This window comes from Variovorax sp. GW460-12-1-14-LB1, assembly GCF_059423605.1.
The window spans coordinates 39,457-62,513 of the sequence record NZ_JBWKYF010000023.1; the positions used below are offsets into that span (position 1 = coordinate 39,457).

General features: G+C 68.6%; 23 protein-coding genes. 14 read left to right on the forward strand and 9 right to left on the reverse strand.

Annotated features, from left to right (window positions below):
* Window positions 1-29 precede the first annotated feature (29 nt).
* Entirely contained in the window at window positions 30-1,505 is a 1,476-nt protein-coding gene (locus tag AC07Y4_RS14195) for a DHA2 family efflux MFS transporter permease subunit (protein WP_495274732.1), read from the forward strand.
* A gap of 70 nt (window positions 1,506-1,575) precedes the next feature.
* Window positions 1,576-1,938, forward strand: coding sequence for a DUF1428 domain-containing protein (locus AC07Y4_RS14200; protein WP_062479540.1), 363 nt, complete (start codon window positions 1,576-1,578; stop codon window positions 1,936-1,938).
* 7 nt (window positions 1,939-1,945) lie between these two features.
* Here AC07Y4_RS14200 and AC07Y4_RS14205 read toward each other — a convergent pair whose 3' ends face one another.
* Window positions 1,946-2,704 (reverse strand): sulfite exporter TauE/SafE family protein, encoded by a 759-nt coding sequence (locus tag AC07Y4_RS14205; RefSeq protein WP_062479543.1) that lies wholly within the window; start codon window positions 2,702-2,704, stop codon window positions 1,946-1,948.
* Window positions 2,705-2,879: 175 nt separating this feature from the next.
* Between AC07Y4_RS14205 and AC07Y4_RS14210 the strand changes: the two genes are divergently transcribed.
* From AC07Y4_RS14210 to AC07Y4_RS14225, 4 genes are all read left to right on the forward strand, one after another.
* A complete protein-coding gene (locus AC07Y4_RS14210) occupies window positions 2,880-3,662 on the forward strand; it encodes a FadR/GntR family transcriptional regulator (RefSeq protein ID WP_495274733.1) in 783 nt (260 codons plus the stop codon).
* A gap of 124 nt (window positions 3,663-3,786) precedes the next feature.
* On the forward strand, window positions 3,787-5,196 hold the full coding sequence (locus AC07Y4_RS14215; protein ID WP_495274734.1) for an amidase family protein: 1,410 nt from the start codon (window positions 3,787-3,789) through the stop codon (window positions 5,194-5,196).
* A 49-nt stretch (window positions 5,197-5,245) separates the two neighbouring features.
* Window positions 5,246-6,250 (forward strand): tripartite tricarboxylate transporter substrate-binding protein, encoded by a 1,005-nt coding sequence (locus tag AC07Y4_RS14220; protein ID WP_495274735.1) that lies wholly within the window; start codon window positions 5,246-5,248, stop codon window positions 6,248-6,250.
* Window positions 6,251-6,386: 136 nt separating this feature from the next.
* Window positions 6,387-6,860 carry a DoxX family protein gene (locus tag AC07Y4_RS14225; RefSeq protein ID WP_495274736.1) on the forward strand — a complete coding sequence of 158 codons (474 nt, stop codon included), beginning with the start codon at window positions 6,387-6,389 and terminating at the stop codon, window positions 6,858-6,860.
* A gap of 1 nt (window position 6,861) precedes the next feature.
* Here AC07Y4_RS14225 and AC07Y4_RS14230 read toward each other — a convergent pair whose 3' ends face one another.
* Window positions 6,862-7,587: a Crp/Fnr family transcriptional regulator gene (locus AC07Y4_RS14230; protein ID WP_495274764.1), complete on the reverse strand. Its 726-nt coding sequence runs from the start codon at window positions 7,585-7,587 to the stop codon at window positions 6,862-6,864.
* A gap of 43 nt (window positions 7,588-7,630) precedes the next feature.
* Here AC07Y4_RS14230 and AC07Y4_RS14235 point away from each other — a divergent pair, with 43 nt between their 5' ends.
* Window positions 7,631-9,289: an adenylate/guanylate cyclase domain-containing protein gene (locus AC07Y4_RS14235; RefSeq protein ID WP_495274737.1), complete on the forward strand. Its 1,659-nt coding sequence runs from the start codon at window positions 7,631-7,633 to the stop codon at window positions 9,287-9,289.
* 117 nt (window positions 9,290-9,406) lie between these two features.
* Complete coding sequence (locus AC07Y4_RS14240; protein ID WP_307637548.1) at window positions 9,407-9,766, forward strand: alpha/beta hydrolase; 360 nt, start codon at window positions 9,407-9,409, stop codon at window positions 9,764-9,766.
* Here the strand turns inward: AC07Y4_RS14240 and rtcA are convergent, their stop codons facing one another.
* The 6 genes from rtcA to AC07Y4_RS14270 all read right to left on the reverse strand — a co-directional run bounded on the left by rtcA (window position 9,767) and on the right by AC07Y4_RS14270 (window position 14,791).
* On the reverse strand, window positions 9,767-10,867 hold the full coding sequence (gene rtcA / locus AC07Y4_RS14245) for an RNA 3'-terminal phosphate cyclase (protein ID WP_495274738.1): 1,101 nt from the start codon (window positions 10,865-10,867) through the stop codon (window positions 9,767-9,769). It abuts the gene before it with no gap.
* Between the two features lie 23 nt (window positions 10,868-10,890).
* The gene (locus tag AC07Y4_RS14250) at window positions 10,891-11,244 is read right to left on the reverse strand and encodes a zinc-ribbon domain-containing protein (protein WP_495274739.1); all 354 of its coding nucleotides are present in this window, start codon (window positions 11,242-11,244) and stop codon (window positions 10,891-10,893) included.
* A 60-nt stretch (window positions 11,245-11,304) separates the two neighbouring features.
* Window positions 11,305-11,592 (reverse strand): hypothetical protein, encoded by a 288-nt coding sequence (locus AC07Y4_RS14255; RefSeq protein ID WP_495274740.1) that lies wholly within the window; start codon window positions 11,590-11,592, stop codon window positions 11,305-11,307.
* Window positions 11,593-11,594: 2 nt separating this feature from the next.
* Complete coding sequence (locus AC07Y4_RS14260; RefSeq protein WP_307589349.1) at window positions 11,595-12,815, reverse strand: RtcB family protein; 1,221 nt, start codon at window positions 12,813-12,815, stop codon at window positions 11,595-11,597.
* Window positions 12,816-12,832: 17 nt separating this feature from the next.
* Window positions 12,833-13,345, reverse strand: a complete 513-nt coding sequence (locus AC07Y4_RS14265) for a hypothetical protein (RefSeq protein WP_095950995.1) — start codon at window positions 13,343-13,345, stop codon at window positions 12,833-12,835.
* A 294-nt stretch (window positions 13,346-13,639) separates the two neighbouring features.
* A complete protein-coding gene (locus AC07Y4_RS14270) occupies window positions 13,640-14,791 on the reverse strand; it encodes a slipin family protein (protein WP_095746717.1) in 1,152 nt (383 codons plus the stop codon).
* Window positions 14,792-15,490: 699 nt separating this feature from the next.
* Between AC07Y4_RS14270 and rtcR the strand changes: the two genes are divergently transcribed.
* The 6 genes from rtcR (at window position 15,491) to lhpI (ending at window position 20,661) form a co-directional block, all read left to right on the forward strand.
* On the forward strand, window positions 15,491-17,110 hold the full coding sequence (gene rtcR, locus AC07Y4_RS14275) for an RNA repair transcriptional activator RtcR (protein WP_495274741.1): 1,620 nt from the start codon (window positions 15,491-15,493) through the stop codon (window positions 17,108-17,110).
* A 13-nt stretch (window positions 17,111-17,123) separates the two neighbouring features.
* Window positions 17,124-17,669 (forward strand): hypothetical protein, encoded by a 546-nt coding sequence (locus AC07Y4_RS14280; protein ID WP_495274742.1) that lies wholly within the window; start codon window positions 17,124-17,126, stop codon window positions 17,667-17,669.
* Between the two features lie 70 nt (window positions 17,670-17,739).
* Window positions 17,740-18,279, forward strand: coding sequence for a 2'-5' RNA ligase family protein (locus AC07Y4_RS14285; protein ID WP_495274743.1), 540 nt, complete (start codon window positions 17,740-17,742; stop codon window positions 18,277-18,279).
* The gene (locus AC07Y4_RS14290; RefSeq protein ID WP_495274744.1) at window positions 18,276-18,848 is read left to right on the forward strand and encodes a 3'-5' exonuclease family protein; all 573 of its coding nucleotides are present in this window, start codon (window positions 18,276-18,278) and stop codon (window positions 18,846-18,848) included. The genes AC07Y4_RS14285 and AC07Y4_RS14290 overlap by 4 nt, the downstream gene beginning before the upstream one ends.
* Window positions 18,845-19,714, forward strand: coding sequence for an alpha/beta hydrolase (locus tag AC07Y4_RS14295; RefSeq protein ID WP_495274745.1), 870 nt, complete (start codon window positions 18,845-18,847; stop codon window positions 19,712-19,714). The genes AC07Y4_RS14290 and AC07Y4_RS14295 overlap by 4 nt, the downstream gene beginning before the upstream one ends.
* Window positions 19,711-20,661 carry a bifunctional Delta(1)-pyrroline-2-carboxylate/Delta(1)-piperideine-2-carboxylate reductase gene (gene lhpI / locus AC07Y4_RS14300; RefSeq protein ID WP_495274746.1) on the forward strand — a complete coding sequence of 317 codons (951 nt, stop codon included), beginning with the start codon at window positions 19,711-19,713 and terminating at the stop codon, window positions 20,659-20,661. Before AC07Y4_RS14295 ends, lhpI begins: the two co-directional genes overlap by 4 nt.
* Before the next feature lie 24 nt (window positions 20,662-20,685).
* Here the strand turns inward: lhpI and AC07Y4_RS14305 are convergent, their stop codons facing one another.
* On the reverse strand, window positions 20,686-22,899 hold the full coding sequence (locus AC07Y4_RS14305) for a TonB-dependent receptor domain-containing protein (protein WP_495274747.1): 2,214 nt from the start codon (window positions 22,897-22,899) through the stop codon (window positions 20,686-20,688).
* Window positions 22,900-23,057 lie beyond the last annotated feature (158 nt).

Consider the following 23,057-nt stretch of genomic DNA (forward strand, 5'->3'; position numbering starts at 1 on the left):
TTTTCCCTTCTTCGCAGGAAGCACCTTCCATGACCGAAACCCTCGACAACCGAAAGCGCTGGCTCGCCCTGATGGTGCTGTGCCTGGGCGTGCTGATGATCGTGCTGGACACCACGATCGTGAACGTGGCGTTGCCTTCGATCCGCACCGACCTCGGTTTTTCCGAGACGTCATTGGTCTGGGTGGTGAACGCCTACATGCTGACCTTCGGCGGCTTCCTGCTGCTGGGCGGGCGGCTGGGCGACCTGTACGGCCACCGCCGCGTGTTCCTCGCGGGCCTGGTGCTGTTCACGCTGGCCTCGCTGGCCTGCGGGGTCTCGACCTCGCAGGGCCTGCTGGTGGCGGCGCGCGCGGTGCAGGGCCTGGGCGGCGCGGTGGTGTCGGCCGTGGCGCTCTCGCTCATCATGAACCTGTTCACCGAGCCGGCCGACCGCGCCAAGGCGATGGGCGTGTACGGCTTCGTGTGCGCAGGCGGCGGCAGCATCGGCGTGCTGCTGGGCGGCCTGCTCACGAGCACGCTGAGCTGGCACTGGATCTTCCTGGTCAACCTGCCGATCGGCGTGGCGGTGTATGCGCTGTGCGTGGCGCTGCTGCCCAACGCACGCGGCCATGCGCACGGCGAGAAGCTCGACGTGGCCGGCGCCATCACCGTCACCTCGTCGCTGATGCTCGCGGTGTACGGCGTGGTCAACGGCAACGAGGCGGGCTGGGGCTCCACGCAGACGATGGGCCTGCTCGGCGCGGCCGTGGTGCTGCTGGCCGTCTTCATCGCCATCGAGGCGCGCGTGCAGCATCCGCTGATGCCGCTGGGCCTGTTCAAACTGCGCAGCGTGTCGGTGGCCAACGTGGTCGGCGTGCTGTGGGCCGCGGCCATGTTCGCGTGGTTCTTCATCTCGGCGCTGTACATGCAGCTGGTGCTGCAGTACACGCCGATGCAGATCGGGCTGGCCTTCCTGCCGGCCAACGTGATCATGGCGGTGTTCTCGCTGGGCCTCTCCGCAAAGATCGTGATGCGCTTCGGCATCCGCAAGCCGCTGGCGGCGGGACTGTGGCTCGCGGCCCTCGGGCTGGCGCTGTTCGCGCGCGCACCGGTCAACGGCAGCTTCGTGCTCGACGTGCTGCCCGGCATGGTGCTGCTGGGCCTGGGCGCGGGCATGGCCTTCAACCCGGTGCTGCTGGCGGCCATGAGCGAGGTCGACCCCGCCGACTCGGGCCTGGCCTCGGGCGTGGTCAACACCGCCTTCATGATGGGCGGCGCCCTGGGCCTGGCCGTGCTGGCCAGCGCCGCGGCGGCACGCACCACGGCCATGGCCACCGCCGGCGCGCAGACGCCGCTGGCGCTCACCGGTGGCTACAACCTGGCATTCCTGGTCGGCGCCGTGTTCGCGGCGGCGGCGGGTCTGATCGGGGTCCTGCTGCTTCGCCCGGCCGCGCCGGGACACACCCAGAACAACAACGAAGCAGCGTCGGCCCCGGGCGCGGCGGGCGAGACGGCGTCGTCGTGAACGCGACGGCGCCATGCAGCCCCCGCTTTTTCTTTTTCAACGTTTCTATCCCCTATTCAGGAGAACAGACATGGCTCGTTATGTAGACGGATTCATCGTCGCCATTCCCACCAAGAACGTCGAGGCCTACCGCAAGCTGGCGCGCAAGGCCGGCAAGGTCTGGATGGAGTACGGCGCGCTCGAGTACGTGGAGTGCATCGCCGACGACGTGAAGCCCGGCAAGCTCACGTCGTTCCCTCAAAGCGTGAAGCTCAAGGCCGACGAGACCGTGGCCTTCTCGTGGATCACCTACAAGTCGCGCAAGCACCGCGACACGATCAACAAGAAGGTCATGGCCGACCCGCGCCTGGAGGCCATGATGGACATGAAGAACCTGCCGTTCGACGGCAAACGCATGATCTTCGGCGGCTTCAAGTCGATCGTGGAACTTTGATGCTTTCTCAGGCCAGGAAGCCGTCGTAGACGAGCTTGAGGCCCGTGAGCAGCATGCCCAGATACACGAAGCGATAGAACCACGTCGCATCGATGCGGCGTGCGATGCGGATGCCGATCCACACGCCCAGCGGTGCGATCGGCATCAGCACGAGCGAGGTGGCCAGCGTGCGAAAGTCGAGCAGGCCGAGCCACGCATAGGGAATCCACTTGCTGAGATTCACCACGAAGAAGAAGTAGGCCATGGTCGCCGTGAACACCACGGGCTTGAGCTTCAACGGGATCACGTAGGCATTGATCGGCGGCCCGCCCGCATGCGCGATGAAGCTGGTGAAGCCCGACACGGTCGTCAGCACCGCGCCCACCGCGCGCGACGGCAGCGGGTCGTTGGGCTTGGGCGGAAACAGCAGGCGCTGCGCCAGAAACACCAGCGTGAACACGCCCACGATGCCCGCCACCGTGTGGGCCGACAGCACGCGAAACAGCAGCGTGCCGATCACCGTGCCGACCAGCCCGAACGGAATCAGGAACTTGAGCAGCGAGCGGTCGAAGTCGCGCCGGAACGCGGCCAGGCCGAGCAGGTCCATGAGCAGCAGCAGCGGCATCAGGATCGCCGCCGCCTGCGGCACGGTGACGGCCAGCGCCATCATCGGCACGGCCAGCGACCCGAAACCGGCGCCGAAGCCACTCTTGCTGATGCCGAGCAGCAGCACGGCGGGGACGGCGACCGCGTAGAACGACGGGTCGGTGATGAGGGGAAAAACCATGGGGAAACCAGCAGCGCAGAAAAAAGCCCGCCAGGGGCAGGCGGGCCGTCCGGGAGCGTAGCAGGAAGCCCGGTTTCCTGCCGACGGCCCACCCCGGCCACGCCTCGCGGGACAACCCGCTTGACAGCGTTTTCGAGATTTATGACATTTATGATCATAAATACCCGAAACGCAGATGCCCCCTTCCCAACCCAAGCCTTCGCTCACCCGCGACAAGCGCGTGAAGCGCTCCGACCAGGTGGTCGACAACATCAAGCGCTGGGTCGTGCAGACCCAGCAGCAGGTCGGCAACAAGCTGCCGCAGGAGAAAGAGCTGATCGAACAGCTCGGCGTGTCGCGCGGCACCGTGCGCGAGGCGCTGGCCGCGCTGCAGGTGCAGGGGCTGGTCGCAATCAGCACCGGCCCCAACGGCGGCGCCACGCTCACGCAGGCCTCGTACGAGCAGTGCCTGCAGGCGGTGTCGAACTTTCTGTACTTCCAGCCGGTCGACATCACGATGCTGTACGCGCTGCGGCGCGTGGTCGAGCCCGAGCTGGCCGCCAACGTGGCCACGCGCCTCACCGAGGCCGACCTGGCCGCGCTGGAAGTGCTGATCGGCCACAGCCACCCGGCCCACGGCGGCAGCGCCGACTGGAACGAGCGCCGCGAGGCCGACCTGCTGTTCCATGACCGCCTGGCCGAAGCCTGCAGCAGCCCCTTCCTGGCGCTGGTGTGCCGCCTGCTCAACGACGTGATCCGCCGCGTGATCATCGTGCGCAACGCGCTCACGGAGTTCGACCAGTTCGACGAGGAGATCGTCGACAGCCACACCGAACTGCTCGACGCGCTGCGCGCCCGCGACCCCGCGCGTGCGCGCGAGGTCATGCGCGTGCACATGGAACACGCCGAAGCCCTGGCCCTGGAGGCCGAATCCCGCGTCGACCGCGGCAGCCTGCTCATGAAGAAACCGACCGGCTGACGCCCGCGCGGCGCACGCTGATCCGCGTCGCCGCCGCCCTCTTCTCCTGCTCTCTCTCTTGCCTTCACCCCGGTTGCGCCGGGGTGCGGGGTTTCCTTTGCCTGAACTTTCCTCGAGACCTCCCATGACTGCATCCCCCGCCCTCTGGCAGCGCAGCGCCACCGACCTCGCCGACGCCGTGCGCCGCCGCGAGGTGTCCTGCCGCGAAGTGACGACCAGCGTGCTCACGCGCATCGCCGAGCTCAACCCGCGCCTCAATGCCCTGGCCGAGGTGCTGGCCGACGAGGCCCTGGCCAACGCCGACGCCGCCGACGCGCGCACCCTGCGCGGCGAGCCGCTGGGCCCACTGCACGGCGTGCCGGTGAGCATCAAGGTCAACGTCGACCAGGCCGGCCACGCCACGACCAACGGCGTGATTCCGCTGAAGGACCACATCGCCCGCGAAGACGCGCCGGTGGTGGCGCACTGGCGCAGCGCGGGCGCCGTCATCGTGGGGCGCAGCAACACCGCGACCTACTCGTCGCGCTGGTTCACCGACAACGGCGTGCACGGCCGCACGCTGAACCCGTGGGACGCGGCCATCACGCCCGGTGGCTCCAGCGGCGGCGCGGCCTCCGCGGTGGCCGCCGGCATGGGCGCGCTGGCGCACGGCAACGACATCGGCGGCTCGATCCGCTACCCCGCATACGCCTGCGGCGTGGCCGGCCTGCGCCCCACGGCCGGCCGCGTGCCGGCCTTCAACCCGAGCGCGACCAGCGAGCGCGGCATCACGCCGCAGCTCATGTCGGTGCAAGGGCCGCTGGCGCGCAACATCGCCGACCTGCGCCTGGGCTACGAGGCCATGGCGCGCCCCGACGCGCGCGACCCGAACTGGGTGCCGATGCCGCACGAGCTGCCGCGCCCCGCCGGCCCGATCCGCGTGGCGCTGTTCAAGCGCACGCCGGGCATTCCGGTCGACCCGGCCGTCACGCAGGCGCTGGACGATGCCGCGCGCTGGCTGCAGCAGGCGGGCTACGCGGTCGACGAAGCCGAGCTGCCCTGCTTCGGCGAGGCCGCGGCCCTGTGGCGCACGCTGATCGTGGACGACACGCGCCGCAACATCATCGCGGGCGTCGAGCAGCACGGCGACGACCTCATGCGGCGCAGCCAGCGCTACCTGCTCGAAGGCATGGCCGAGACCGACCGCGACGGTTTTCTCGACGCGCTCGCGCGGCGCCAGGCGCTGCTGCGCAGCTGGTCGGTGTTCATGCAGACCCATCCGCTGGTGCTGATGCCCGTGTCGTGGCAGCGCCCCTGCCCGCAGGACGAAGACGTCGCCAGCCTGGAGCGCGCCCGCGCCCTCATCGACGCCCAGAGCCCGCTGCTCGCCACCGCCGCGCTGGGCATGCCCGGCCTCGCGGTGCCCACCGGCATGGCCGGCGGCGCACCCATGGGCGTGCAGCTGCTGGCCTGGCGCTTTCGTGAAGACCTGCTGCTGGAGGCCGGCCAGGTGCTCGAAGACGCGGCGCGCTTCACGCCGCTGGTCGCGCAGTGACCTTTCTTTTCCCGCTCTTCCAACGATTCCAACTACCCGGAGACTTTCGATGACCCCCTTCACTTTCCCCACCGGCCCGGCACTCTCGCGGCGCGGCCTCATCCGCGCGGCAGCGGCCACGGGCCTGGGCGGCCTGCTGCCGTACGGCGCGAACGCGCAGCCGGCGGTCAACCGCCTGATCGTGCCCTTCCCGGCCGGCGGCCCGGCCGACTTCATGGGCCGGCTGCTGTCCGAAAAGCTCAAGGACGAGCTCGGCCGCCCCGTCATGGTCGACAACCGCCCCGGCGCCGGCACGCGCCTGGCGGCCGAGGTGCTGAAGAACAGCCCCGCCGACGGCACCACCATGCTGCTGGCGCCGGTCGACCCGATGTTCATCGGCCCCGCCATCTACGCCAACATGCGCTTCAACCCGGCCACCGACTTCAAGCCCGTGACCGACGTGAGCGGCATCCAGTTCGGCCTGGCCGTGAGCGCCGCCTCACCGGTGAAGACGCTGGCCCAGTTCGTCCAGGCCGCCAAGGCCCACCCCGACCAGGGCTCGATCGGCATCACCACCGTGGGCTCGCTGCTGCACTTCCTGGCCATGGACTTCGTGGCCCTGTCGCGCAGCGGTGCCACCCTGGTGCCCTACCGCGGCGGCGCGGCCATGGTCACCGAGCTGATCGGCGGCCAGGTGGCCTCGGGCATGGACGCCACCACCACCCTCACCGAGTACCACCGCGCGGGCAAGCTGCGCGTGCTGGCCGTGGCCGGCGACAAGCGCGCCGACGGCCTGCCCGACGTGCCGACCTTCGCCGAGTCGGGCTACCCGACGCTCGTGGCCTCGTCGCGTTACGTGCTGTATGCCCACGCCAACACCGCACCCGCCACGCTGGCGCAGTGGAACCGGGCCGTGCGCAAGGTGCTGGCCCTGCCCGACGTGCGCGAAAAGCTGGGCCGCGTGGGCTACGACCTGCTGCCCGGCGCGTCGAGCGAAGAGGTGGTGCGCTACACCGACGCGCTGGCCGCACGCTGGCTGCCGGTGATCAAGGCCTCGGGCTACAAGGGCGACTGACACCCGTCAGCCACCCAACCGCCGAAAAGTGTGCGTAAACGCACCGACCGGCGGCGGCGGGGCTCTCACACTGGCATGGCAACCGCCGCAGTCCGCGGCGGCCTTCTTCCTTTTTTCTTCCACTCAAGGATTCGCCATGAACACCCAGGCTGCCCCGATCGCCTCCGCCGCTTCGGCGTCTTCCTCCTCGTCGTTCCTTGCCACGCCCGCCGCCCGCGACGACGCCGGCAAGCTGGTGCTGCGCGTGTCGGTCGGCGTGCTGATGCTGCTGCACGGCATCTTCAAGCTCTCGGCCGGCGTCGGCTTCATCAGCGGCATGCTGGCCAAGGGCGGCCTGCCGGGCGGGCTGGCCTACCTCGTGTTCGTGGGCGAGATCGTCGCGCCGCTCCTGATGATCGCGGGCCTGTGGACGCGCGCCGCCGCCGCCGTGGTGGTGATCAACATGCTCTTCGCCTTCGGCCTCGTGCACATGGCCGACCTGTTCGCGCTGACCAAGCAGGGCGGCTGGGCGCTGGAGCTGCAGGGCCTGTACCTGTTCGGCGCGCTGAGCGTGGCATTGATGGGCGCCGGCCGCTACAGCGTGGCGGGCCCCAACGGCCGCTGGAACTGACCTAGTCCCCGCGCACCTGCGACACCATCAGCGCCAGGCGCTCGGCATCGGCCACCACCAGCGCCTTGCCGTCCTTGCGCAGCACGCCGCTGCGCACCAGCGTGTTGAGTTCGCGGGTCACCTGCTCGCGGTTGGTGCTGATCTGGCTGGCCAGCGCCGCGTGCTTGGGCGCGGGCTCCAGCCGGGCCTCGTTGCCGTCGATGCCCGCCTCGCGCGCCAGGCGCAGCAGCTCGGCATGCAGGCGGTTCTGCACGCCGAGCGTGCTCAGGTCGATCACCCGCTCCGACAGCTGCCGCACCAGCGCGGCCAGCCGCTGCATCACGCGCTCGGCCACCAGCGGCTCCTCGCGCAGCAGCGCCAGGAAGGCCGCGCGGTCCAGGCTGGCGACCACGCAGGGTTCGAGCGTGACCACGTCGGCCGAACGCGGGCCGCCATCGAGCGCGGCGATGTCGCCGAAATGCGCGCCGGCGTCCGAATCGCGGAACGTCACCTGCCGGCCGTTGGCCGCGTAGGTCGTCACGCGCACGCGGCCCGACACCAGCAGGAACACCTCGCCCTGCAGGTCGGCGCGCAGCATCAGCGGCTTGCCGGCCGCCACGCTGTGCCACAGGCACTGGCGCGCCAGATGGTCGAAACGGTCGTCGGACAGGCCTTCGAGCAGCGCGATACGGCGCAGCGCGAGGCTGGAGCGGGGGGTGGGTTCGGGTAGGGCCATGCCGGTGGTCATCGAGGCGCGCGCATTATGCTCGGGTGCCGCTTCGAACCCGTTCATGGACAGACGTTCCCCTCCTTCCCCTTTTTTGCTGAGAACGCCGACACGGCGCAACCTCCGCTGGGCGAGCGGGCTGGTGCTGATGGCCTACATCACGGCGCACCTGCTGAACCATTCGCTGGGCATCGTCTCCTTCGCCGCGGCCGAGACCGTGCTGCGCGGCGTGCAGAAGTTCTGGCACAGCCTGCCCGGCACCCTGCTGCTGTACGGCGCCGCCCTCACCCACCTCGCGCTCGCCGTGGCCGCGCTGTGGGAGCGCCGCACCCTGCGCATGCCGCCACTCGAAGCCCTGCGCGTGCTGCTGGGCTTTGCGCTGCCGCTGCTGCTGGCCACCCACCTCACCGCGATGCGCGGCGCCTGGCTGGCCTACGGCATCGAGGGCTCGTACGTGCGCGTGGTCTGGGGCCTGTGGGATCTGGCCGGCGCGGGCGCGCAGCTGGGCATGATGCTCGCCGCCTGGGCCCACGGCTGCCTCGGCCTGCACTTCGCGCTGCGCGTGCGCCCGCTCTACCGGCGCCTGTTCGCGCCGCTGCTCGCGGTGGCCGTGCTGCTGCCGGTGACCGCCGCGATGGGCTTCGTGTCGATGGGGCGCGAGTTCCAGTGGACCGGCGTGCCGCCCGTCGTGCTGCCGACGCCCGAACAGGGCCGCGCGCTCAACGCCGCCGAAACCAACATCAAGCTGTATTACGCCTTGGCGCTGCTGGCCCTGCTCGCGGCCTACGCGGCGCGCAGCCGCCTGGCCCGGCGCGCGCGCGGCGCCACCGTGGCGCTGCGCTACCCCGACCGCACCGTGCACGTGCCGCCCGGCTGGAGCGTGCTCGAAGCCAGCCGCTCGCACGGCATCGCGCACGTGTCGATCTGCGGCGGGCGCGCGCGCTGCTCCACCTGCCGCGTGCGCGTGGGCGGTGCGCCCGAACACATCGGCACGCCCGGCCGCGACGAGCAGCGCACGCTCGAACGCGTGCGCGCCCCGCACGACGTGCGGCTGGCCTGCCAGCTGCGCCCGCGCGGCAGCATCGAGGTGACGCCGCTGTTCGCGCCGCTGCCGCGCGAGGGCCGGCCCGCGCCGGTCGGCCGCTTCGGGCACGAGCGCGACGTGGCGATTTTGTTCGTCGACCTGCGGCGTTGGTCGGGCCTGTCGGAGCGGCAGTGGCCCTTCGACCTGGCCTACGTGCTCGACCGCTACTTCGCCATCGTGGGCGCCGCCGTGCGCGAGAGCGGCGGCGTGCCCAACCAGTTCATCGGCGACAGCGTGATGGCCATCTTCGGCCTCGAGAGCGACCTGCCCACCGCCTGCCGGCAGGCCCTGCACGCCACCCAGCTCATCGGCGAGCGCATGGACGCATGGAACGTCGACTTCCAGGCCCAGTTCGGCCAGCAGCTGGACTTCGGCATGGGCCTGCACGCCGGGCGCGCGGCCGTCGGCGAGGTCGGCTACCTCGAGACCACCACCTTCACCGCCATCGGCGAAGTGGTCAACACCGCGAGCCGCCTGCAGGACCATTCGAAGACTGCTTCAGCACGGCTCGTGGTCTCGCAGTTCGCGGCGCGGCAGGCCGACGCCGAAGACACGCTGGGCCCGGTCGACACGCTGAACGTGCGCGGGCGCTCCGAGCCGTTGGCCGTGATGTATTCACGCGCCGGGAAAGCGCCCTGAGCATCACCTGCCGGATTCGGTGCGCAAACGCACAGCGCCTTCCGTGATGCGGTTTCACACTGCAGCTTGTGGCAACGACGACTGTCCGCCGCCCACAGACTCAAGGGAAATCTCATCATGAACAGCAAGCAACTCCTCGCCATTTCCGCCGCCGCCTTCGCCCTGCTGGGCACCGTGGGCGCGGCCCACGCCGAAACGTATGAAGGCGTGCACGCCATCACCTCGGCCGCCAGCCGTGCCGACGTGCGCACCGAAGCCGTCGCCGCCGCGCGCAATGGCAACGAATACTCCGACGCCGCCGCCGAAGGCACCGTCGCCGTGACCTCCACGCTCGACCGCCAGGCCGTGCGCGACCAGGCCGTGGCCGCTGCCCACAACCCGCTGCAAAGCCTGGACCGCCGCGCCTTCTACCGCGACGAAGTGCCCGCCGCCTACAAGAAGCCGGCCGTGAGCTTCACGCGCCAGGCCGGCCTGTAATCACGACGCCACCTGCACCCGCGCCGCGCGCGGGCCTGCAGCCTCGGTGATCGTGAAGCGCACCGGCAGGAAGCGCTCGATCACCGCGCAGTTCGTGCGCGTGTGCGGCGTCACTTCGCTGCAGGTGAACGCGCCCGACTGCCCCGGTTGCCGGAACACCGCCAGCGCCAGCAGCAGCGCGAGCTGATCGGCCAAATGCGGCCCCACGGCCGCATCTTCATGCTTCTGGAACGCGCGCACCTCCTTCACGAGGCCATGCGCCACCTGCTCCGCGCTCAGCGTCTTCTCGCCGAAGGCCGTGAACACCTCGGTGAGATGCGCGTAGGCCAGCGTCACCAGCAGCGCATTGCCCGGACCTTCGTTCTGGCGCGTCGGCACCGTGCGCAGCTGCTCGGCTTCCACCGACCAGCCCATCGCCGCTCCCACCGTTTCGAGTTCACGCGCCACCACATGGCGCTGCAGGCCGGGCGCCAGGCACTCCGCATGGCCCGCCAGCAGATGGCCGCGCGACAGCAGGTCGAAGGCCTGCAGCCGCGCGCCTTCCGCCGCCGGCACGATCGTCGCGTCCACCTCGCCACCACCGGCCGGGTAGAAGCCACAACGGCGCAGCACGAGCTGCAGGTCGCCGCCGAGGCGGCGCACCAGCGGCGCGAACGCGCGCTCCAGGAAGTGGAACGGCGGCGCCATCGGGTTGTGCGTGCCACCGCTCAGCCGCAGCCGGCTCACCTGGCCCGCGGGTTGCAGCAGCAGCGGCGGCAGCACCGTCTGCAGCACCAGCATGCAGCTGCCCGCGCCGGCGATCGCAAAACGGTAGTCGCCCGCGCGCACCGGCCCCGGCACGAAGCGCAGCGACTGCGAGCCCAGCTCGGCGCCCTCGACCTGCGCGCCGCTGATCTCCGCCGCCGCGTGCACGCACGCCAGGTGCTGGCGCATCAGGCCCGGCTTGGCCCGACCCGCGCGGATCTTCGCGATGGCCAGCGGCCGGCCCGTGACCATCGACAGCGCGAGGCCGGTGCGCAGGATCTGGCCACCGCCTTCGCCTTGGGAGCCGTCGAGTTCGACGGCATCGAGTGCTCGTTGTTCTTCTTGTGCTTCCGTCATCGGGACACGTCTTTCTTTCTTGTTCAGTCGTTTGTCGTTGTTCTTGTTCGCGGCGTTCCGAGCCGGCATGCGCGACAGCGCACCGCCGTGCTGTGGATGCTGCCGAGCGCCACCTCGTACCACCACTTCTGCTGCTTGGCCGTCCACACCTCTTGCGCACCGCAATCGCGGCAGGTGAACGCCTTGTCGACATAGAAGGTGGGCAGCGGGCCGTAGGTGTTGTTGTGCGCGGCCAGCAAGGCCGTGTCGGCCGCGACCATGCCTTCGGCGCGCAGCAGCCGTGCATCGGCCTGGCGCTGCTGCAATCCCACGGCGCGCGCGGCGCGTTCGAGGCGGTGCGCCTTGATTTCGGCGCGGCGTTGCTTGTTGCTTTTCATTTTTCTTTGAACCTCCGCAATACGTCGCTACGAAGGCAGGTCGGTCTTCCGATCCTCCTCCTATAGCTCTTCCACTGTCACGATACCTTCGCTCGCAGCGAGTTGAACGATGCTGCCCAACACCTGTCGTGCAAAGTCGGTGTTCGCAAGCAGGCAGACCACAAAGCCATCGGCCTCGATGCTGACCACGGCCTGTGCCCATTCCGAAGGCGTCGAAGGCGGCGCCGGATAGAAATCCGCGCGCTCGCCCTTGACGTTCAGATGGCCGCCGATGCCTGCCTTCCTGCAGATGCCTTGCGCGACTTCGCGCGACGGCAATGCGACCTTGACGCGGTACTCGATGCCCACGGTCAACCCTTCACGCAGACCACCTGCTTGAGCGTGTAAACCACCTCCACCAGGTCCTTCTGCGCCTCCATCACCGCGTCGATGTCCTTGTAGGCCATCGGGATCTCGTCGATCACGTCGGCGTCCTTGCGGCATTCGACGCCTTCGGTCGCGGCGATCTGGTCGGCGACGGTGAACAGCTTCTTTGCCTTCGTCCGGCTCATCTTCCGGCCCGCGCCGTGGCTGCAGCTCATGAAGCTCTCGGGGTTGCCCTTGCCGCGCACGATGTAGCTCTTGGCGCCCATGCTGCCGGGGATGATCCCCAGCTCGCCGAGCTTCGCGCTCACCGCGCCCTTGCGGGTCACGAGCACGTCCTGCCCGAAGTGCGTCTCGCGGCTCACGTAGTTGTGGTGGCAGTTCACCGCTTCCACGTGCGCTTCGAAAGGCTTGGTGATGACCTTGCGCGCGGCCGCGACCACGCGCTGCATCATCACTTCGCGGTTCGCCCGTGCGAACTTCTGGGCCCAGCCCACCGCACGCACGTAGTCGCCGAAGTACTGGGCGCCTTCCTCGAAGTACGCCAGGTCCTGATCGGGCAGGTTGCGCTGGTGCAGCTGCGCGTCCTTCTTCGCGAGTTCGATGAAGTGCGTGCCGATGGCATTGCCCACGCCACGCGAACCCGAGTGCAGCATGAACCACACGGCGCCCGCTTCATCGAGGCACACCTCGATGAAGTGGTTGCCGGTACCCAGCGTTCCCAGATGCTTGTGGTTGTTCGTGTTCTTGATGCGTGGATGGTCCTCGCAGATCAGTTCGAACTCGTCCACCAGCTTGGCCCAGGCGGCATCGGTTTCGTCGGGCGGCGTTTCCCACGAACCCTTGTCACGGCCCATTCGCTTGGGGTTGCTTCCGTGCGGCACGGCCTTCTCGATCGCCGAACGCAGCGGGCCCAGGTTGTCGGGCAGGTCGCGTGCATTGAGCGTGGTCTTGCAGGCCATCATTCCGCAGCCGATGTCAACGCCGACCGCGGCGGGAATGATCGCCTTGAAGGTCGGGATCACCGAGCCCACAGTTGCACCGATGCCGTAGTGCACGTCGGGCATGGCCGCGATGTGCTTGAACACGATGGGCAGGCGCGCAGCGTTCTCGAGCTGCTTCTGCGCTTCGTCTTCCACGGGCACGCCATTGGTCCACATCTTCACGGGGACGCCGTTGGCGACTTCATGCAGTTTGTAGTTCGTCATTTTTCTTCTCTCTCTGTCTATTTGTTTGTCTGTTCAATTTCGATCCGTGGCCGCTTCCTGAATTCGGCAATGAGTCCCTCATACGCCCGGAGCGGAAAGTCATGCTGTACCCAGCGTTCGCGGTACTTCTCAAGCCCCAGATCCACATACATGCGCTCCAGAACCACGTGGATGTTTCGGACCAGGTCCACCCGTCGGATGGTCCCGCGATCCACAACCTCGTAGTCGTCCGTGGCAATGAGTCCCCAGCTCGCCCAATCGCGGTAGCGGCGCAACTCGAAGCTCAAATCGTCCTCATCGCCCGTCACCACGAAGAGAACTTCGCCAGGCTCATCCATGAAGACAGCCGTGGCACTGTTCGCGCCCTTTGCCATCTCGAGCCCCATGCGAGCCAGGTCTCCCAGCGAGTCGTGCAAGTACGACACCGCGAAAGCCAGAGGCCCAGCGTCTGCGCGAAAGCTCAACGTGGCCCAGCCAGTACCGCTCAGCACGTAGCCGATCCGCTCCTGGGTCCGATCTTCATCCGACATGATCTTCTTTCTTCTCAGTAACTTCGTTCACATGACTGGTGGACACGGCGGGATTCGAACCCGCATCAATACGGCGACCATGGTGTTTGAGTCCGATGGCCCAGTCGACGATTGGAAACGCGCGCCAGTGACAGACCCGTCATCGGAGCCAGCACCTGCATCCTCAACCTTGCTCGTCGACCGACTTGCCCGCCGTACCTGGTCTTACCCAGGCTGCCGACAATTTCAAACATTTTTGGCAGTGGCGCTCCCTTCTGTGCCTGCGTGCCCGTGTCTCTCTCTTTTCTCTACCGCTCAGGACCCGTTCGGCCGCAGCGTCACGAGTCCGTTGAGCACCTGGTCCAGGCCGCCGACCACCGAGATCTTGTCGATGCGCTCGGCCACGCGTTCCAGCGTCTCGAGTTCCTTCATCCGCAAGGCGACGGGGTTGCCCTCCATCACCTTGGCGGTGTTCAGCAGCGAGCGCGTGGCCGCGGTTTCCTCGCGGCGACGGATCACGTTGGCCTGGGCCGACTTCTCGGCCTCCACCACCTGCGCGAGGATGGTCTTCATCTCGCCCGGCAGGATGATGTCCTTCACGCCCACGCTCTCCAGCACCAGGCCCGAACCCTCGAGCCGCTCGCGCACCTGCGCCAGCACCGTCTGGTCGATGGCCGACTTGTTCTCCAGCAGGGCGTCGAGCGTCTGCTCGCCCACCGCCGCGCGCAGGCCGAACTGCAGCTCGCGGTACACATGCTCGGCCGGCTTGGGCATCTGCGCCAGGGCCTGGCGCACATCGGCAAAACGCCACACCGCCGACAGGTTCAGCCGCAGCCCCACCTTGTCGCGGGTCAGGATTTCCTGGCCGCTCACTTCGGCGATCTGCGAGCGCAGGTCCACGCTGGTCACGGCCACCTGCCGGTTGAAGCGCCAGAAGCCGTGGTTGCCCGGCGGCAGCAGCGCCTGCATCTGGCCTTCGAGGGTCAGCACGCCGGCGTGGAACTCGGGCACCTGCACCAGCAGCACGCCTTCGAGCCCCTGCACCGCACGCGGACGCAGCGCCACGCTCTGCAGCTTGGCCAGCAGCTCGGCCGGCAGGCGTGCATCGGCGGCCACGTCGATCACGTCGACGCGCTGCTCGCGCAGGCCGCGCCAGTAGAGCTTGCGGGTGGCGGGCGGCAGCACCTGCACCAGCACGCCGTCTTCATGGCGCAGGCCGACCTCGGTCTCGCCCAGCGACACCTGCACGAACTCGCGCTGCACCAGCTGCGGCTCGCGCGCCAGGAAGTAGTCGGCCAGCTCGTGCTCGAAGGCCGGCTCGGCCAGCGAGAAACGCTCGAGCTGCACGGTGTCGAAACCCGTGAATACACGGTACTTGCCGGCGGCGTACAGGCCCTCGAAATCGCCGTTGCGCAGCAGCAGCACGCGTTCGTTCTTCTTGACGGTGAATTGGGTGAATCCCAGCATTTTTTCTTCCTCTCTCTTCTTCTTCGTTGCGGTTGTCGTTCGTTGTTCGTCTGTGTTTCGTATCGGGGCCCACGAAGGGCAGGCGGCGGGCACCGTGGCTTGCGAGGTCAGCAACGCAGCGGTCGACGGGTCGGTGCGATGGCGCCGCCACGTCGGCTGCGCCATCGCCTCCTTCTGCGTCGATGGCTGCATGCGGTTCCTGGCAGAACGCGCGATGCACAAGCCGCCTGCACTGGCACGGTGTCGCTCGGCCGGGCCCTGCCCTGCGCCTCGCTCCGGTGTGCCGGGGCGGTGGGGCTTTCGCCCCCATCAAAGCGGCGGTGCGAACACCGCCGAAGGTTGTTTGCGGGAATCGAACCCGCCACGCCGCGTGGTTAGCACGGTGCTCCACCATGAGCAGACTGGAACAAGTCCAGTGACCAAAGCAGTTCAACAGCGGCATACCGCGGACCCAAGAACAGGTCTGGCCTGCGGCACCGGGCCGCTTTCATGCGGCACCTGGGAGCGGATGAACTGCATCCGGACAGGTTCTCTATTGCAGCGAGCGTGCCAACTTGCGTGCACGGCGCCTGGAAACGCGGCGACGGCGATGCAAGTCATTGAACAGAAAGGGAAATTTCTTCTTCGCCCGATGTGACACGGCGCCGATCCCTTGCTAGCATTCGGATAATTTCTAGAATTTCAGCTAGTCTTTTATCCATGAAGCCCATCGTCGTCATCGGTTTCCTCGGCACCCAGCTCGATGCCGGCCAGGGCGCGGGCCGCTGGAACAAGTGGCGCCCCACGGTCTCGCTCGCGCAGCACGACGACATGGTGGTGGCGCGCATCGAGCTGCTGCACACGCGCAAGCACACGGCGCTGGCCGAGCTGGTGAAGGCCGACATCGCCGCCGTGTCGCCCGAGACCACCGTCAACCTCGTGCCCTTCGACCTCGAAGACCCGTGGGACTTCGGCGAGGTCTACACGCGCCTGTACGACTGGGCGCGCGCCTACCCCTTCAAGCCCGAGCGCGAGCAGTACTGGACGCACATCACCACGGGCACGCACGTGGCGCAGATCTGCATGTTCCTGCTGTCGGAATCGCGCGTGGTGCCGGGCGTGCTGGCCCAGACCTCGCCGCCGCGCAAGCAGCGCCAGGGCGACGCCGGCAAGGTCGCGCTGATCGACCTCGATCTGTCGCGCTACGACCCGATCGCGCGCCGCTTCGACGCCGACCAGCGCGACGCGGTCGCCTTTTTGAAGAGCGGCATCGCCACGCGCAATGCGCGCTTCAACGCGCTCATCGACGAGATCGAGCGCGTGGCCGTGCGCTCGCGCGCGCCGATCCTGCTGGTGGGGCCGACGGGCGCGGGCAAGTCGTTCCTGGCGCGCCGCATGTTCGAGCTGAAGCAGGCGCGCCACCAGGTGACGGGGCCGTTCGTCGAGGTGAACTGCGCCACGCTGCGCGGCGACGGCGCGGCCTCCACGCTGTTCGGCCACAAGAAGGGCTCGTTCACCGGCGCGGCGAGCGACCGCGCGGGGCTGCTGCGCACCGCGCACCAGGGCGCGCTGTTCCTCGACGAGATCGGCGAGTTGGGCCTCGATGAACAGGCGATGCTGCTCAAGGCCATCGAGGAAAAGCGCTTCTTCCCCGTGGGCGCCGACAAGGAAGTGGAGAGCGACTTCCAGCTCATCGCCGGCACCCACCGCGACCTGCGCCGCGACGTGGCGCAGGGGCGCTTTCGCGAAGACCTGTTCGCGCGCATCAACCTCTGGACCTACGACCTGCCCGGCCTCGCGCAGCGGCCCGAGGACATCGAGCCCAACCTCGACCACCTGCTGGCCCTGCACGCGGCCGAGAACCACCGTGTGGTGCGCTTCAACGCCGAGGCGCGCACGGCCTACCTGCGCTTTGCGCAGAGCAGCGAGGCGATCTGGCGCGGCAACTTCCGCGACCTCTCGGCCAGCGTGACGCGGCTTGCAACGCTGGCCGACGGCGGGCGCATCGCGGTCGCGCTGGTCGAGGCGGAGATCGCGCGGCTGCGCTGGCTGTGGAAGCACGAGGGCGTGGGCACATCGACGACGGCGGGCGACGACGTCGACCTGGAAACCCTGCTCGGCGAAGAGAAGTTCGCGGCGCTCGACCTATTCGATCGTCTGCAGCTCGAAGCGGTGGTGCGCGTGTGCCGGCCGGCGCGCAGCTTGTCGGAGGCGGGGCGGCAGCTGTTCCAGGCCTCACGGACGCAGCGCAGCGTGGTGAACGATGCGGACCGGCTGCGCAAGTACCTGGCCAAGATGGGGCTGGACTGGGGCCGAATTTCAACGCTTGCGAAGCACTGAGGAGAACCTGTCCATGTTCGACTTCTTGAAGAAAGCCCCCAAGGAAGAGCCAGCCAGGAGGGCGTCGCCCGACCACTCCGCCGTCGAGATCAACGACGCCAGGTTGCGCACCGGCAAGGAACTGCGCGCGGTCTTGTACCTGTACGGGGACAGCACGTACATCGTCTCCTCGACCACGAGCATTGCCGAGACCGGCACGCCCATCGTGCTCGACGCATCGGCGCCCGACGACCAGATCGGGCTGGCCATTTGCGACAAGCTGCTGGATGCCTGGCAGCACGATCTGGGAGACCTTCGAGCTCACAAGCAGGACGACTGGCAGGTGCTCAAGGCCTCCGGCGCAAAGACCGGCAGGCAGTTCAACGAGAACGCCCTGTACATGGTCATCGAGACCATCAACAGCGCCATCCGCTTCCAGATGCGCTACCGGGTCACCCTGGAGCCGGACTTCCACGCGGGCGCCGTCTTGTCGAATGGGGTGGAACACGAACAGATCGGCATCACCGTCCGACGGCTGGTGGTCGCCGCGAAAGCACTGCGGGAGGTCGATTTCTTTTGAGGCAGAAGGCGCCTTCATCGCCGCGTTTTCCGGGAGCGAATCGGAGCGTCGATGGGCTATCCTCCGCCCGATGCCCATCTCCGCATTCGCCGTGAAAGTCCCCGCGGCTGAAACCATCGCCGCAGACCTTCGCCGCCGCTTCGACCCCACCGTGGCGCTCGGCGTGCCCGCCCACATCACGCTGCTCGTGCCCTTCATGGACCCCGAGCGAATCACCGACGAGGTGCTCGCCCGCGCGCGGCGCGTGCTGCAACGCACGGCGCCGTTCTCGTTCGTGCTCGGCAAGGTCGGGCGCTTTCCCGAGACCGCCTACCTCGCACCGGAGCCCGCCGCGCCGTTCATCGAAATGACGCGTGCGCTGGTGAAGGAGTTTCCCGAGTTCCCGCCGTACGACGGCGCGCATGACGACATCGTTCCGCATCTGTCGGTGGCGCACGCCAACGCGCTGCACGCGGAAGAAGCGGCCATCGAGTTGCAGGCGCGGCTGCTTGCATCGGGGCCGGTGCAGGCGCGCTGCACGGAGGTCGTGCTCATCGAGAACGCGTCGGGGCGCTGGATGGACATGCATGTCTTCCCCCTCACCGACCCCGCGACGAGCCTTCGCCCATGACCGAGATCTACATCAGCACCGACGTCGAAACCGACGGCCCCATTCCCGGCCCGCACTCGATGCTCAGCTTCGGCTCGGCCGCCTACACGGCCGACAAGCAACTGGTGTCCACCTTCAGCGCCAACCTGCACACGCTGCCCGGCGCCGAGGCCGACCCGAAGACTGCTGCCTGGTGGCAGACCCAGCCCGAGGCCTGGGCCGCGTGTCGCACCGACCTGCAGGACCCGGCGTACGCCATGAAGAACTACGTCGCGTGGCTCAAGGGCCTGAAGGCGCGGCCGGTGTTCGTGGCCTATCCGGCGGGCTTCGACTTCCTGTTCGTCTACTGGTACCTGATGCGCTTCGCGGGCGAGAGCCCGTTCAGCCATTCGGCGCTCGACATGAAGAGCTTTGCGATGGCCCTGCTGAAGATCGGCTACCGCGACAGCACCAAGCGCGCGATGCCGCGCCGCTGGTTCGACGCCGGGCTGCCGCACACGCACGTGGCGCTGGACGACGCCATCGAGCAAGGCGCCCTCTTCTGCAACATGCTCGCCGAAAGCCGGCGGGCCGGCGGACCGCAGGCATGACGACCACCACCGCCGCACCTGCTCGCCGCTGGTGGATGCCGCTCGCCGCCCTGCCCCTCTTCCTGCTCGGCGGCTGCGTGCAGTCGATGTTCTATTACCCCGACCGCGTGCGCTACGAAACGCCCGACGCGCTGGGCCTGCGCTACGAGAACGTGCGCTTCACCAGCGCCGACGGCACGCGCCTGAGCGGCTGGTTCATTCCCGCCGCGGGCCGGGCCGACCCGAAGGCGGCGAAGGGCACGGTGGTGCATTTCCACGGCAACGCGCAGAACATGAGCAGCCACTGGCGTTTCGTGGCGTGGCTGCCCGCGCAGGACTACAACGTCTTCGTGTTCGACTACCGCGGCTATGGCGAATCGGACGGCGAACCCGAGCCCCGGGGCGTGTTCGAGGATTCGAACGCCGCGCTCGACCATGTGCGCGCCCGCGCGGATGTCGATGCGTCACGGCTGTTCGTCTTCGGGCAGAGCCTGGGCGGCACGAACGCGATCGCCGCCGTGGGCTCGGGCAACCGGGCCGGCGTGAAGGCGGTGGCGATCGAGTCGACCTTCTATTCGTACCGCTCCATCGCCAACGACAAGCTGCCGGGCGCCGGCCTGCTGGTGCGCGACGACTACGCGGCCTCGAAGTTCGTCGCGGCCATCGCACCGATTCCGCTGCTCCTGATCCACGGCACGGCCGACGCGGTGATTCCGCACCACCACTCGCAGCGCCTGCTGGCCGATGCAAAAGAACCCAAGCAGCTGATCGAGGTGCCGGGCGCCGGCCACCTCGAGCCGATGGCGGCGCCGCGCTTTGGCGCCACGTACCAGCAAGCCCTCACCACCTTCTTCGACAGCGCCCCGGCGCTGCCTGCCCGCCCATGAAACACTTCGACGAAGCCGCCACCGCCGCCCCCCTGGGTTTCGAGCGGCTGGTGCCCGCGCTGCGCGCCGCCTTCGCGGCCGAGGCGCAGGTGCCGCCGCGCCACGTGCACAGCATCGAGACCGGCGGCGACGCGGCCACGCGCGGCACGGTGCTGATCATGCCGGCGTGGAGCGACGCGGGCTTCCTGGGCATCAAGACGATCAACATCTTTCCGGGCAACGGCGCGCGCGGCCTGCCCGGGCTGCACGCGACCTACGTGCTGTACGACGCGCGCACCGGCGTACCGCTGGCGATGATGGACGGCAACGAGATCACGGCGCGGCGCACGGCGGCCGCCTCGGCGCTGGGCGCCTCGTTCCTGGCGCGCACCGATGCGCGCAAGCTGCTGGTGCTGGGCACCGGCCGCATCGCGCGCATGCTGCCCGCCGCGCACGCGAGCGTGCGCCCCATCGACGAGGTGTGGGTGTGGAACCACCGGCCCGAGGGCGCCGAGGCGCTGGCCGAGCAATGGCGCAGTGAGGGATGGAACGCGCAGGCGGCCGGCACCGACCTCGAAGCGGCCGTGCGCAATGCCGACATCGTGAGCTGCGCCACGCTGGCGACCACGCCGCTGGTGCGCGGCGAATGGCTCGCACCGGGCGCGCACCTGGACCTGATCGGCAGCTTCACGCCCGCGATGCGCGAAGCCGATGTGCAGTGTTTCGATGGCACGCGCACCTTCATCGACACGCCCGAAGCCTTGCAGAAGGCCGGCGACCTGCTCGACGCGATCGCGGCCGGCACCTTGCGCGCCGACGCGGTGCAGGGCACGCTCACCGAGCTGTGCCGAGGCACGCGGCCCGGGCGCACGGGCGATGCCGAGCGCACGGTGTTCAAGGCGGTGGGCAGCGCGCTCGAAGACCTGAGCGCGGCGACGCTCGTGTGGCAGGCAGACGCGAACCCCTGAGGCCCACGCCGCCCGCCGTCAGCGTCAGAACGTCACGTTCGCCGACAGCCAGATCGTGCGTCCCGCCGGCGTGGTGCCCGCCACCGACGCGCCGCCCTGGAAGTACTCGTTGACCCAGGCCGAGGTGCCCGCCAGGTTCACCTGCTGGAACTTGCGGAAGTCCTTGTTGAACAGGTTGTTGATGTTGGCGTTCAGGCGCACGTTCTTCGACACCTGGTAGGAGCCGCCCAGGTGGAACAGGTGGTAGGCCTTGATGTCGCCCACCGCGCGGTAGATCGCCAGGTTGTTGCCCGTGAGCCGTGCCGGGTCGCCGGTGAAGCGAGGGCTCTTGCCGCGGTACTCGCCGCGCAGCCAGAAGCGCCATTTGGCGTCGGGGTTCCAGTCGAGCTGCGCATGCAGCAGGTGGCGCGCGGTGTCGGCCAGCTTGCCGTTCTTCACGCCGCCCTCGATCACTTCGCTGTCGGTCCAGGTGTAGCCCGCCTTCAGGCCCCAGGCCTTGGTCAGTTGCACGCGGCTGCTCAGTTCCATGCCCCAGGTCTTGGCCTGGTCGACGTTGACCGAGTAGTTGGCGGTGGGGTCGACGATGCAGCTGGAGATGCGCGCCACGCTGCAGTCGCCGCCGCTGGCGATCTTGTCCTTCACCTTGTTGTGGAACAGGGTCGCCGAGGCGGTCAGGCCCTTCTGGTTGTTGAACAGCGCCGACAGCTCGGTGCTGGTGCTGGTCTCGGGCTTGAGGTTCGGGTTGCCGATGTTGAGCGTGGCGCCCTGGCCGCTCACGCCGCTGATGCCGTCGATCAGCTGGTTCAGGCGCGGCGCGCGAAAGCCCTTGCTGACGCCGCCCTTGAAGGTCCACTGCGGCGTGGCGTCCCAGACCAGGTAGCCGCGCGGGCTCACGTGGCCGCCGAAGGCGCTGTGGTGGTCGTAGCGACCGCCCAGTGTGGCGGTGAGGCCGGGCGCAAGGCGCCATTCGTCTTCGGCGAACAGCGCCCACATGGTCTGGCTCTGCGAGCGCGGCAGCAGGCCGTCGACCAGCTTGGCGTCCCACCACTGGCCGCCGACGGTCAGCACGTGGGCATCGCCCACCGGCGCGACGAGCTTGCTGTCGAGCACGAGGTTGGTGGTCTTGAGTTCGCGCGCGCGGCCGCGGTCGGCTTCGTTCAGCCAGTACACGGTGCGGCGGGCCGCGGCATTGCGCGGGATGGCGCCGCCGGGAATCGTGCGGCCGACGGTTTCGGTCGTGGTGTGCATCAGGCTGCTTTCGACCGTGCCGAAGCCCAGGCGCCCGGTGTGGCCGATGGCGACCTGGTCGCGGTTGAAGCGCAGCGCGTCCAGGTAGCCCGGCGGGTTGTTGCCGGTGCGGTTGGGCGCGGCGGCGTCGCGCGTGCCCAGGCGGCCGTCTTCGTTGTCGTACCAGCTGCGGCCCGATTCGACGTCGAGCCAGATGTCGTGCTGGCGGTTGGGCGTGAGCATCAGGCGCCCGCCCACGCTGTGCTGGCGGCTCTCGGCCGGCGCCGGGTTGCGCGCCGTCGCGGGCTGCGCCTGGCCGGGGGCCAGCACCCAGTCGGCGGCTTCGCGGCGGTAGATGTTGCCGCGCAGGGTCAGGCCCAGCAGGTCGGTGGCAACGGGGCCGCTCAGGTAGACGCTGGAGCGCGTCTGCGAACCCCACTCGCTGTCCTGCGGAATGCCGGTTTCCATCGTGACCTGGCCGCCCCATTCGCGCGCCACCTTGCGCGTGATGATGTTGACCACGCCGCCCATGGCGTCGGAGCCGTACAGCGTGGACATCGGGCCGCGGATGACCTCGATGCGCTCGATGGCCGCCAGCGGCGGCATGAAGCTGGTGTGCGCGGCGCCGAAGCCGTTGGGCGTCACGTCGCCGGCCACGTTCTGGCGGCGGCCGTCGATGAGGATCAGCGTGTAGTCGCTGGGCATGCCGCGGATCGAGATGTCCAGGCCCCCGGTCTTGCCGGTGGCGCCGCCCACGTCGATGCCTTCGACGTTCTGCAGCGCCTCGGCCAGGTCGCGGAACTGGCGCGTTTCCAGTTCCTGGCGCGTGATCACCGAGATGGACGCGGGCGCGTCCTTGAGTTCCTGCTCGAAGCCGGTCGCGCTGACGACGACCTCGCGCAGTTGTTGTTCAGCGGGCGTCTGGGCGAACAGGGCGGGAGAAAAAAGGGATGCGGCGGCCAGCGCCAGCACCGACGGACGCGGCCGACGGCCGCAACGCGAAAACAACATGCAAAAACTCCACGGGAAACGGCAGGAAAAACAGGGCCGCTCTCGGGATGCGTTGTTGTTGCGTACCAACTGATCAACATCAATTCTATTGAGAATGAAAACAAATATTATTTGCATCCAGAACCACCGAAGGGACATTGCGAGAGGCCGATGGCGCT